Origin of the sequence: Granulicatella adiacens ATCC 49175 (assembly GCF_025150565.1) — a bacterium.
In the GTDB taxonomy this organism is placed as follows: Bacteria; Bacillota; Bacilli; order Lactobacillales; family Aerococcaceae; genus Granulicatella; species Granulicatella adiacens.
This window is the reverse complement of record NZ_CP102283.1, coordinates 513,513-526,089: the sequence shown is the minus strand read 5'-3', so window position 1 is coordinate 526,089 and position 12,577 is coordinate 513,513. Positions and strand designations below refer to the sequence as shown.

Annotated in this window: 11 protein-coding genes; 3 read left to right on the top strand and 8 right to left on the bottom strand. The window is 37.6% G+C overall.

Features of this window, described 5'->3' with window-relative positions:
• Positions 1-48 precede the first annotated feature (48 nt).
• The 5 genes from NQ540_RS02705 to NQ540_RS02685 all read right to left on the bottom strand — a co-directional run bounded on the left by NQ540_RS02705 (position 49) and on the right by NQ540_RS02685 (position 5,444).
• On the bottom strand, positions 49-798 hold the full coding sequence (locus NQ540_RS02705) for an NADPH-dependent oxidoreductase (RefSeq protein WP_005607116.1): 750 nt from the start codon (positions 796-798) through the stop codon (positions 49-51).
• 55 nt (positions 799-853) lie between these two features.
• Positions 854-1,537 (bottom strand): adaptor protein MecA, encoded by a 684-nt coding sequence (locus NQ540_RS02700; RefSeq protein WP_005607117.1) that lies wholly within the window; start codon positions 1,535-1,537, stop codon positions 854-856.
• Between the two features lie 757 nt (positions 1,538-2,294).
• On the bottom strand, positions 2,295-3,452 hold the full coding sequence (locus NQ540_RS02695; protein WP_005607119.1) for an ABC transporter permease: 1,158 nt from the start codon (positions 3,450-3,452) through the stop codon (positions 2,295-2,297).
• Entirely contained in the window at positions 3,439-4,503 is a 1,065-nt protein-coding gene (locus NQ540_RS02690; protein WP_005607121.1) for an ABC transporter permease, read from the bottom strand. The genes NQ540_RS02695 and NQ540_RS02690 overlap by 14 nt, the downstream gene beginning before the upstream one ends.
• Entirely contained in the window at positions 4,500-5,444 is a 945-nt protein-coding gene (locus NQ540_RS02685) for an ABC transporter ATP-binding protein (protein WP_005607123.1), read from the bottom strand. The genes NQ540_RS02690 and NQ540_RS02685 overlap by 4 nt, the downstream gene beginning before the upstream one ends.
• Before the next feature lie 186 nt (positions 5,445-5,630).
• Between NQ540_RS02685 and NQ540_RS02680 the strand changes: the two genes are divergently transcribed.
• Positions 5,631-6,659 carry a sensor histidine kinase gene (locus tag NQ540_RS02680; protein ID WP_005607124.1) on the top strand — a complete coding sequence of 343 codons (1,029 nt, stop codon included), beginning with the start codon at positions 5,631-5,633 and terminating at the stop codon, positions 6,657-6,659.
• Positions 6,652-7,260 carry a response regulator transcription factor gene (locus NQ540_RS02675; RefSeq protein ID WP_005607126.1) on the top strand — a complete coding sequence of 203 codons (609 nt, stop codon included), beginning with the start codon at positions 6,652-6,654 and terminating at the stop codon, positions 7,258-7,260. Before NQ540_RS02680 ends, NQ540_RS02675 begins: the two co-directional genes overlap by 8 nt.
• Before the next feature lie 129 nt (positions 7,261-7,389).
• Here NQ540_RS02675 and spxA read toward each other — a convergent pair whose 3' ends face one another.
• Positions 7,390-7,788 (bottom strand): transcriptional regulator SpxA, encoded by a 399-nt coding sequence (gene spxA, locus NQ540_RS02670; protein ID WP_005607127.1) that lies wholly within the window; start codon positions 7,786-7,788, stop codon positions 7,390-7,392.
• A gap of 295 nt (positions 7,789-8,083) precedes the next feature.
• Between spxA and trpS the strand changes: the two genes are divergently transcribed.
• Positions 8,084-9,079 carry a tryptophan--tRNA ligase gene (trpS, locus tag NQ540_RS02665; protein ID WP_005607129.1) on the top strand — a complete coding sequence of 332 codons (996 nt, stop codon included), beginning with the start codon at positions 8,084-8,086 and terminating at the stop codon, positions 9,077-9,079.
• A 622-nt stretch (positions 9,080-9,701) separates the two neighbouring features.
• Here trpS and NQ540_RS02660 read toward each other — a convergent pair.
• Both NQ540_RS02660 and eno read right to left on the bottom strand, forming a co-directional pair.
• The gene (locus NQ540_RS02660) at positions 9,702-10,592 is read right to left on the bottom strand and encodes an ROK family protein (protein ID WP_039849191.1); all 891 of its coding nucleotides are present in this window, start codon (positions 10,590-10,592) and stop codon (positions 9,702-9,704) included.
• 662 nt (positions 10,593-11,254) lie between these two features.
• Complete coding sequence (eno, locus tag NQ540_RS02655) at positions 11,255-12,556, bottom strand: phosphopyruvate hydratase (RefSeq protein WP_005607132.1); 1,302 nt, start codon at positions 12,554-12,556, stop codon at positions 11,255-11,257.
• Positions 12,557-12,577 lie beyond the last annotated feature (21 nt).

Here is a 12,577-nt window from a genome sequence, read left to right as displayed (position 1 = left end):
ACAAATAAAGACAAGAAATAGTCGAATCGACTATTTCTTGTCTTCTTTTTATTCTTCTGTTAGGAAGCCTTGTGCTTTTAATACATCGAGCATTTTCGCACGTTTAGCCCCAAGCGTATGGTATTTTGTAGACACTTGTTTTGTAAAGGCATCTACACGACGGTTCGCATCGCGAAGGTCGTAGTACTCTGTAACAGTCGCATCATACTCTTTCAACTCTTCTAATGGATTCTCAAGTTCACGGTATCCATTTTCCATATGAATCACTTCTTTTGGAAGGCGTGGCTTTAATTGTGGCTCTTGCGTTGGCCAACCCACAGCTAATCCGATTGCTGGGTAAGTATATTTTGGTAAATTTAGTAACTCAACAATTTTTGCTGTATCGTTAAAGAAACTTCCTAGATACACAGTCCCCATTCCTAAAGATTCTGCCGCCACAACAACATTCTGAGCTGCAATCACTGCATCTGTTAACCCCGATACGAAACGGTCTGCGCTACCTTGAACCCCCACTTCTTGTCCTAGGGCTTTTGCAATCTCCGTATTACGACGTTGGTCAACCACAAACACGAATAAATGTCCGCTAGTTGCCACATATGGTTGTCCACTAACTGCCGCTAATGCTTTCTTCAACTCTGGGTCTGTCACACTAATAATCGAATACGCTTGTAAGTACATACTTGACGCTGTTCTTTGCGCTACTTCTACTAGTAAATCCACTTCCTCTTTTGTCAATGCTTGGTCTTTAAACGCACGAATCGTACGGTGATTTAATTGTGTTTGGATGGTTTCATTCATCTTAATTACTCCTTTGTATCAAAAAAAGAGTCGACTGCTCAACTCTTTTTGGTTTTTAGAAATATTGTTTGCCTGTTTCCAAGGCTGCTTCTGGCATAATTACTTCGCCGTATTCTTTTAATACTTCCCATGAAATTCTTGAAAACTCAGCATACTCACGAACAAGTGCCATTTTCGCAGCCACTTCTTCTGGTTTTTCCACTTGATGGAAAACATGTAAGAAGTAATGTCCGCTGTAACGGTAAAGAACAGATTGGTCAAACTCACCTGCTGTTTCTTTTGCCATTGAAACAAAGTCTTCGAAGTCTTCAAAAACTACTGTCATATCAATTGGTTTCAATGTTGAAGATTGTTCTTCCGTATTTATCACTGGTTTTGGAGAAATTTTTCCTTCTTCTTTATCCTCTTTACGCTTCTTCCCAATACGGTCTGTTAGAGAATGTTGAATCGTATCAACGATATTGCGCACCATACGCTCGTCTGTCGATTCATCTCCCATGTCCACAATACGTGTTACATAGAGTTCTAGGCCGTCTGGATTTGGCATGATTTGGAAACTCAATCCGTCTGAATCTTCGAATTGATTCAAGACGCCCATCTCCTCTAAAATACTATGGAAAAAGCCTTCGATTTCGCCTGGATTTCCAAGTAATTCAGGTATTGATGTACCACGGTCGATGAGATCTTGGTTCTCGATACGTAATAAGAATGTATCGTCGTTAATGCGTTCCATTTCCATAATATTCACCCCTTTTTCCTTATTTATTTATTCTAGACCAAACCTGACAAAAATAAAAGAAATACGATTGGAACACGAATATTAATTGGTTTGTGCTTCTTGAAAAATAGCTTGGATGGGGCAAATTGAACTTGCGTTCAAATATACTAAAAAAGATTACTGCGAATCCTTGTGAATTTGAATTATAATCGCTGTTACGGGGCACCGGCGCAAGCCTGTAGTCTTGCACCTTCGAAGCTTCAAACGGGAGTAAGACCAAAGACAAAACAGGACTCACAGTGTGAGTCCTGTTTGCTTTGTAGTCTTACCCCCGCAAGGCTGATTAGAATTAAGCGAATCACAAGTGATGAAGCTTGATTCAATCAGCTACTGCGTCTAACTTTATAAACTGTTTTAACTACGGGACAAGTCCTGTACTCCGCGTAAGCACAGTGGTTGAATGGAATGAACTTCGCTGTTTCCAGCTAGCTCATTCCTATTCAACTTTGTGGGGGAAAGAAAACGAAATAGCCTAAATACATAATTATATTTAGGCTATTTCTGTCTTTCTCCCTCACATTCGATGCGATTCCCCGTTACTGCGATTATAAAATCCGCAGTCTTCTTTGGAATCTTCTTTAAAATAAATTTTCAACTAAATTTATGGCATCCATCCAAAACTAATTTGTAAATTTAACTCATTCGTATTTCTTATTTTTGGAAGGGTCGATAGGATGGAATTGGGCGCGAAACGACGATACTTTTTCTTTTATAAGGCTTAGGCTTTCTTCAGGCTGCGACCAAATTGTCTTGTACGAATCTGTTGGATACTAAAGGCTAATGCAACATATAATATTCCGAATAAGAGGACCATTCCTAGGTTGAAAGCGTAACTTGAAAAATCTGTTGAAGGATTTTCTGCAGCTGAAATCACGTAATATACTGGGAAGAATTTTGCGATACTAATAGCTACCGGATTAAGTAAACTTAATGGTACAAAAATTCCAGAGATAAACGATAATCCCATCCCAATCACTGTACTTGCTGCAGAATAACCATAACGATTGTCCCCAATAATTACTGAGCAAAGGAATGCTAATGCGTAGGCTGTAAGAGCCATCGAAATCGTGAGCATTAATGATTTTGGAGCTCCTGCACTCACATAGAAGCTTGGTGCTAAAATAGCAACAAAAACTAAATTAATTCCTACGATGATTCCAACGACGGTTAATCCACCAAGGAATTTTTCAAACGTCACACGATTCACGCTCTTCATGCCGATGATGATTCGTTTTGCTACTTCATCTTTTTCAAGTAAGGCAAAGATTAATCCAAGCAAGAAGATAAAGACTGAAATGTAAACAAATGGTGTGTATGAAAAATAGATTTCACCAAATTTTGCATAGTAATCTGCATCTTTGACAGTAGCATCTTTTGATATCACACTCACTGTTGCTTGCTCTTTTAAAATTTTATCCATATTTTCAGCACTGAAATTGCCTTGATTTTTCAACACGACTGCATAGCGTATATATGAATTTACGTACTCTCGAAGTAAATTTCCTTCAAGCGAATTTCCAATTTCCATATTCAATGCTTCTTCCCCTTTGTTGATTCTTGCATCAACGTCTGATGGAATCCACATTGCGCCATCCGCATCATTTGCATAAACTGCTTCTTTCATGCTGTTATCGCTATTGGTTGTTAGAGTGACTTTATGATCTTTTTTCAGAGAAGCAATCATTGCATTGATAATGTCGCTATTTCCTTCTGATTCGTCTTTAATCACGACTTTATACTTTGTGTCTTGGAATCCTGTTACTTCTTGATTTCCTAGCACTTGAGAAAGTCCCATTCCCATAAAGATAACTAGGAAAATAATCGCATATGATTTTAATCGATAAGCAAGTTTTAAAAAATATTTATAGACTATCATAACGTGTTCTCCTTAATCTCCATAATGCACATCCTAGAAGTGCTAGTGTGTAAATACCAAGCAATAAGTAAGTTCTGCCTAGATGGGCACTCCCTACGAGTCGGTTTAATTGATAAAATCCTGTAACCATTAATGCGACCGGATTAAATTGATTAAATCCTGGCATAAAGGTATTGGCAAAACCTTTCATTGCTGTTCCCATCATTCCAGCTAGCGCCGAGAGAACGAGGTTTAGCATTAACGAGAAGATGATTCGCCCTTGCATAGTGAGTTTTTGATTGGTTCCTATCAAAAGACCTGCTGAAATTCCGAATACATTTCCCATCAACATAAGAAGGAGACTTCCTCCCCAATCTGCGAATAAATCAATTTTCAATACTTGTGTCATGTAGATAAGTAAAATTGCGTTCGAAGTGATATTGAGCAATAATCCAATCAAAAAGCAATTGATAATGAGTTTTCCTTTGCTAAATGGACTGCCCATAATACGTCGCCCAATCGGTGACACATTTCCGTTTAAATAGGCTGCACAAACAACACCACTAAATACGGAATACATTGTAAAGCTGGCAAGTGCACTATAGAATAACATCGTTCCTTGGCTCACATCGCTGGTTGCCTGAGTAACCCAACTCTTATTAAAATCAATGCTTGCAGCCCCTTGCCCCAAACTTTGAACTTGTTTAATTTGTGTCACTACATTTTTCAAAACACTTTGAGGAACCCCCGACGATTTGCTTACGACTACATCTAAGTTATTGTCAACGAATCCGTCAGCTTTATCATCTGTTACGAGTTCTTTCCCAGCCTCCTGAGAATCAACATCAATAATTTCAAAATAGTCTCCCGCTTGTTCGAATACATAATGGTATGGATTATTTGTTGTCATTGCTACACGAACTGTACCCATATCTTGATTCATAATTCCTGAAAAAGACACGAAATAGAGTGAAACCAAGATAATTGGATAAAGTAACACCCAGAACGAGAATGAAAAATCTTTTAAAGCGTCTTTTGATAAATAAGTAAATAATTTTAAGAATGTCTTCATGAATCTCGAAGTCCTTTCCCTGTATATGCAAGGAATACATCATCTAAACTTGGTTGTTCACTGTATAAACGAACATAGCTCAAGTTCAATTCTTCAAGGGCATTAGCCACGTGAAGCAAGTGATTCGTTCCTTGTTCGAAGTTGAATTTCAAATGATCTTTATGTTGCTCTAAAACAAGAACGTGCGGAATTTGTTTTAAGCGAGCCACTTGTTCTTCTGTTGGAACGGTTGACAGTTCTACTTGGATAATTTCAGAAGTTGCAATAGATTTTTTCAATTCTTGAGAAGTACCTGAAACAATACTCTTCCCTTTATCCATAATCACGATTCGGTCACTTAACCCGTCCACCTCATCTAAGTAGTGCGTTGTGTAAATAATCGTACTTCCCTGTTCATTGAGCTTGCGAATACCTTCTAAAATAAATGAACGACTTTGTGTGTCTACCGCAACAGTTGGTTCATCAAAGAAAATTAGACTTGGTTTATGTACGATTCCGCAGGCGATGTTCAAACGGCGTTTCAACCCACCACTCAATTTCTTTGGAACGAATTTGCGGAAATCTTGTAATTCTACAAACTCAATTGCCTCTTGTACATATTGTTTTCGTTGCTTAGAATCTGAAATATACAGTCCGCAGAAGAAATCAATATTTTCTTCTACTGTTAAATTATCTAAATACGCTAAATCCTGTGGAACAATCCCAATTTCGCGTCGTACTTTATTGGATAACGGAAACTTGCTTTCTCCTAAAACCGTTACTTCACCACTATCAAAGGTTAAAAATCCTAACATACTGTTAATCGCAGTTGTCTTTCCACATCCGTTTGGTCCAAGAAGCGCTAGCAGCTCTCCTTTACGAATTTCAATATCAAAATGATTTAATGCCATCAAGTCTTTGTATCGTTTTACAAGACTTTTTACTTGGATACTGTTTTCCATGTCTTCACCTCATTGATTGTTTTTACATTCTTAGTATATCCAGCATGCTTGTCACAAACTAGTGTCAAATGTCGTTAGTTGTATATGACATTTGTCATAAATGAGTAGATATTTCTCCCTATTTGGGCTACACTGAAAGAAAGAGCGTCGGAGGTGAGAGATTTGCGGACTTTTTTAGAGAAATTAATGTTCTTTATTCTGATTAGTATGTATTTGATAGGACAACAAGTAGAGGTCTTTACAATCTTTCTAGGACTTTGTATTTTTATTTTCTCTCTATCCATGGAAGTTTTTGAAAATAGTTGGATACAACGCATTGCTTTGGTAATTTCTGGTGCATTATGTATTGTCTTTCCTGAGTGTGTACTTTATATTTCAATTTTCATCATGCATGCCGCTCAACTGTTTGGACCCCCAGGAATTTTTACTGGAGTTCTCCTTCTACTACGTCCAAATCTATTAACATTACTACTAACCGTTATTGGAACATATCTTATTTTGCGTAGTAGCTATGATAAAAAATTCAGAATAAAGAGTCACCTTATCCAAGACGACTTGGAGCATGAACGATTGATTCTACTTCAAAGGCAGCAATTTAGCCAAGAAGAAACCTTAAAACAGATGGAGGTGGCTACTCTCAAAGAACGTAACCGTATTTCCCATGCCTTGCATGATCAAATTGGACATACGTTGAGTGCGTCGATTATGCAACTAGAAGCCCTACAAATTATCACTAATGAACCTGTTGTGGAGAAAAAATTGGAACAAGTTTCAGGAATTCTTCAAAGCGGAATGAACGAAATCCGTTCAACCATTCATAACCTTTATGATGACTCCTTCTTACTTTCTCAAAAGATGGATGAAATTCTTCATCCCCTTGAGAAGAAGGCGCAAGTCAATTATCAAAACACAATATCTGATGAGATCCCCATCGGTTTGAAATACGATATCCTTACCATTTGTAAGGAAATGATTACGAACTTTATGAAGTATTCAAATGGAAATCAACTTCAATTGTTCTTATTAGAACAGAACAATTATTATACGATTCAATATAAAGATAACGGGAACAAAACTCATAATATAACCCCGGGAATGGGACTCACAATGATGAAAGAACTCGTAGAGAAACATAAAGGAGTTATGACACTACAAACTACAAACGGATATGACATCTTTATCCGTATTCCTAAACAGGAGGAGCACCATGATTAAAACGATTCTTATCGACGATGACTTTTTAGTTTTGCAAGCCTTAGAAACCATTCTATCTGTTCAAGACCATATTGAAGTGGTAGGGACTGGAAACGACGGGCGTGATGCTGTTGAATTATATATTACTCATCAACCAGACCTCGTTTTGATGGATATTCGTATGGAACCAACTAGTGGAATTGAGGCAGCACATGAAATTTTAAAGGATTTTCCAAAAGCAAATATTTTATTCCTAACGACCTTCCAAGATGATGAGTATATTACCAAAGCACTTTCGATTGGTTGTAAGGGATATTTATTAAAACAACATATTAAAGGCATCCTGCCAGCCATCGAAGCTGTAATGAACGGGCAAATTGTTTATGATTCAACGATTGAAATGCCAGTGAAGAAAACATTTGAGAAGAAATCAAGCGCTCATTTAAGCGAACGTGAAAATGAACTGCTCTATCTGGTTGCAGAAGGCTTTAACAATAAAGAAATCGCTGAGAAAATGTATCTCAGCGAAGGAACCGTTAGAAATTACTTATCCGCTTTACTCGAAAAGTTAGAGTTAAGAGACCGTACACAACTGGCTGTGTATTACTATAAAGAATTATAAAAAGGAACTTCAATTGAAGTTCCTTTTTTTACAAGCAGTTCGCTTGTGAATGATTATTTCCATCTTTTTCCAAATAACTAATTCATTTTGTGCACAAAAAAAGCCCTGAATTCTCCGGGCTAATTTTCTTTAAAAGTTGACTAAACGTTGAGCCATATCTAATTCATATGCTCGTACTTCTCTTGATAAGAAACGACGGATTTCGTCTTCGTTATATCCGACTTGGAATCTCTTTTCATCTAACATAATTGGACGACGTAGTAATCCTGGATTGTTTTGGATTAATGAAAATAGTTGATTCAAAGGGACTTCATCTAAATCGATTTTTAACTCTTGAAAGGCTTTAGAACGAGTTGAAATAATCTCTTCGGTGCCATCTTCTGTCATACGCAAGATGTTTTTAATTTCATCGATTGTTAATGGTTCTGAAAAAATGTTTCTTTCGGTGTACTCAATATTGTGCTCTTCTAACCAAGCTCGAGCTTTACGACATGATGTACAACTTGGTGAGGTATATAATGTAACCATTCGCTATGTCCTCCTTTAATATGATACTCTGGCTTTAATACGTGTATTATTATATATGATATATTAAAAAAAATCTATATGATTTTAGAAAAAATTTTTGATTTTCACAAACTTTTTGCAAAATTAATGAAAATTTTATTCTTTCAAAATAGTTTTCACTCGCTTTCATTCTGATAGAAACAGACTTTAGGAATTTGACTGTATTCACAATCCCTGAAAAATATTATTTTTATTTTTCATGAAAATCCCTTCAAAATAAGGTATAATAAAACTACAAACTTTAAGGAGCACTACTATGTCTAAAAAAAGAATTTTCTCTGGCGTGCAGCCTTCTGCAATTCCAACCATTGGAAACTATATTGGAGCTATGAAAAACTTCGTGGCACTGCAAGATGAGTATGATTGTACTTACTGTATCGTAAACCAACATGCGATTACCGTTCCACAAGATCCAAAAAAATTAAAAGAGCAAACTCGTTCGCTTGCAGCACTTTACCTTGCGATTGGTTTGGATCCCGAAAAATCAACCATCTTCGTTCAATCTGAAGTTCCTGCACACGCACAAGCCGCATGGATCGTACAATGTAATGTCGGCGTTGGTGAATTAGAACGCATGACGCAATACAAAGATAAATCTCAAAAGCAACAATCCGTTTCGGCAGGGTTATTAACCTACCCTCCGCTAATGGTAGCCGATATCGTTTTATATAATGCTGAAGTGGTCCCTGTTGGAGAAGACCAAAAACAACATATGGAATTAACACGTGACTTCGTTGAACGCTTCAACAGTCGCTATGGAAATGGCAACAAATTACTTGTGATGCCAGAACCCTTTATTCCAAAAGCAGGAGCTCGTGTCATGAGTCTTCAAACACCTACAAAGAAAATGAGTAAATCAGACGCAAACGTAAAAGAATACATCAGCATGCTCGATGAGCCCGCTGTGATTCGTAAAAAGATTAAGAGCGCGGTTACTGATTCAAGTGGTGTGATTGAATTCGACCCAGCTGAAAAACCTGGCGTATCGAACCTATTAACCATCTTCTCTGCTTTCTCTGGTGAAAGTATTGAATCATTAGTGGCACGCTTCAAAGGTGTAGGTTATGGCCAATTTAAAGAAGAATTAGCCGATGCCATTATCGCAGTTATGGAACCCATCCAAGAGCGTTATTATGAGTTGTTGAAATCTGATAAGTTAGATGAGATTTTGGATGAGGGTGCTATGAAAGCAAATTACGTAGCGAATAAAACACTACGCAAGATGGAAAAAGCGGTAGGCTTAGTGAGATAAACCAAGAAAAGTTATCTGCTGCCTTTCTAAAATAAAAAGAAAAGAGTCCTCTCGGACGTTATTATAATGACTTAAAAGGCTACACCGGGTTGAGCCACGGTCTCAACCCTACCGAGCTTCAAACAGATTCTAGAAGAATTCTCTTCAAGAATCTGTAATTCACATCGGTTGTAACCGCCATTAATGTCATTATAAAGGCCGAGGGGCTCTTTTTCTTTATGTACAAGTGAACTTTTCTTAGTTTATCTCCCATTGCAAAGAGAAGTAGGCTATTTAACAATTCTTGATAGGATCCACCTAAACCTTATAACGTTTACGGGCATTCTTTTTGATTATCTTTAAAACATCAGTTTTATTATTGAAAGAGTTATAGTGGGACACCGGTTCGAGCCTTATGTCTCTCACCTTTGAAACTTCAAAGGTGGAGTAAGGAAATCATTCCTAACTCCACCTAATTCACATTCAATGTGATTCCCCACTATCCTTTCAATAAACTGATGTTTTTTTGATAATCAAAAGGATTTCTATGAGATAAATTTACTAAAATAGTTTATCTCACACCGCGAAAAAGTTAAGGTAAATAAAAAAGCGCTAGGAAATCCTAGCACTTTTTATCGTTTGCTTATTCTACTACAAGAAGTCCCGCTCCAATAATTCCATTGTCTCCCTTAATGGTGGATGCTTTTATATTTTCTAAAATATGTTTTTGTTCGTGATGCAAGAGTTTTCCCAATTCCTCTTTAATCAATTCAATGAAGTCAGGATTGTAGTTTGAAACGCTACCCCCAAATACAATCACTTTTGGATCCAGAAGGCAAACCATTCCATGCAATGCACTTGCTAGGCCTTTTGCAGTCTCCTCAATGATTCTATTTGCCGCTTCTTCTCCAGATCTCCATTTTTCAAAAACATCTTTTGTAGTTAAGGCTACATCTTCATACAACTCTCTCCCTGTACGTTCAATAGCCACACCTGAACAAGCTCCCTCTAACGATTCTAAACATTCAAAGTACGGAACTTTTAGAAACCCAATTTCTCCTGAAAAACCTTCCCCGCGTAAAATCGTATTATTGACAATGTTAGTCGCTGCAATTCCTGTTGATACAGTGACATAACCAAACATGTCAGACGATTTTAAATGAAGTAATCGATATTCCGCATAGGCAGCCACTTTTACGTCATTGTCAATGCGTACTGGAATATCGCCGAATGTTTGTTTTAATCGTTCTACGACTGGAAAATTTGCCCAAGGAATATTATTTTGGAAAACAGCTACCCCATTTTCCACATCCACTTTCCCTGGCAAACCAACACCAATACCGTATGTATCTTGAATACGTAAATCATTTTCTTCGAGTACCTCTTGAATGAGTTGGACCACTCCCTGATACAAACCTTCTGCACTCGCAGTTTGGCTAGGTCTTTGAGAACGACTAACAATTTCTCCCTTCTCATTAATCAACGCAACAGCTACTTTTGTTCCCCCAATATCAACGCCAACTGCTACTTTCATCAAAACCCCTCCATTCATTTTGATTTCGTTTCTAAATTTATTTTACAATGAAATTCCCAAAAGCTCTTATCCTTTCTTGCGGTTTACTATAACTATTTTGCTCTCCTTCCAACATTTTGAAAAATGATAACCTGATTGATAGCCGTTTGAATATAGTGGAGTTTGTGATGGGGCACCGCCAAGAGCCTAGGTCTCTTGGTCTTTGAAGCTTCAAACGCGAAGTACGAAAAGTGTTTCTACTCCGCGTAATTCACATTCAATGCTATCCCCCATCACTCATTCCACTATAACGGCTATCCACGGTTATCATTTTTCAAACGTCCTCTTTATACTCTTCTCTTTACTGGAAAAAATAGGGTGCTTATTGACCAAGGATACGATACCAAAATATCCGTTTATAATGGATATGGTAGTGAGAACTGCATCAAATGTGAACTAGAGGGAGTTGCGAATGTATTCGCTACTCCCTCTTTGAAGCTTTGAAGCCGAAAGACCCTAGGCTTGAGGCGGTGCCTCACAACCATGTCCATTATGTAAAAACGGATATTAACCAGGTATCGTATCCTTTTCAACCAAAGGTTTTGAATGTTATTTAAAACCTCCCAATTTTTATACAAAAAAGGAGGGAAAGCAATCTGCTTTCCCTCCGTAATTCCTAGGAATTATTTATTTTTTAAGTTGTAGAACGCTGATAGACCTTGGTAAACAGCTAAGTCACCTAATTGATCTTCGATACGTAATAATTGGTTGTATTTAGCAATACGGTCTGTACGGCTTAATGAACCAGTCTTGATTTGTCCAGCGTTTGTAGCAACTGCAATGTCAGCAATTGTTGAATCTTCAGTTTCACCAGAACGGTGTGAAACAACTGCAGTGTAACCAGCTTTTTGAGCCATTTCAATTGCGTTGAATGTTTCAGTTAAAGTACCGATTTGGTTTACTTTGATTAAGATTGAGTTTGCAATACCTTGTTCAATACCACGAGATAAGATTTCAGTGTTAGTTACGAATAAGTCGTCACCAACTAATTGAACTTTACCGCCTAAACGTTCAGTTAATAATTTCCATCCATCCCAGTCGTTTTCGTCACAGCCGTCTTCGATTGTGATGATTGGGTATTTTTCAACTAATTCTGCTAAGTATTCTACTTGTTCAGCTGGAGTACGTTTAGCACCTTTTTCACCTTCGAAGATTGTGTAGTCATATACGCCATCTTTGAAGAATTCAGATGAAGCACAGTCAAATCCTAAGTAAACATCTTTACCAGGTTCTAGACCTACTTTTTTGATTGCAGCTAAGATTGTTTCTACAGCATCTTCAGTTCCTTCGAATGTTGGAGCGAAACCACCTTCGTCACCTACAGCAGTTACTAAACCACGGTCGTGTAAGATAGCTTTCAATGCGTGGAATACTTCAGCACCCCAACGTAAAGCTTCTTTGAATGTTGGCGCACCAACTGGTAAAATCATGAACTCTTGGAATGCGATTGGAGCATCTGAGTGAGATCCACCGTTAACGATGTTCATCATTGGTGTTGGTAATACTTTAGTGTTGAATCCGCCTAAGTATTGGTATAAAGGTTGATCTAAGTAGTCAGCAGCTGCGCGTGCTACAGCGATAGATACGCCTAAGATTGCGTTAGCTCCTAATTTACCTTTGTTTGGAGTACCATCTAATTCGATCATTAATTTATCGATCGCCATTTGCTCACGAACATCATAACCTAAGATAGCTTCAGCGATAATGTTGTTCACATTGTCAACTGCTTTTTGAACTCCTTTTCCTAAGTAACGAGATTTGTCGCCATCACGTAATTCAACTGCTTCGTATTCACCAGTTGAAGCTCCTGAAGGAACCATACCGCGTCCGAACGCTCCACTTTCTGTGTAAACTTCAACTTCGATTGTTGGGTTTCCACGTGAGTCTAGTACTTCTCTTGCTAATACATCTGTAATAAATGGCATGATTTATTAACTCCTTTAAAT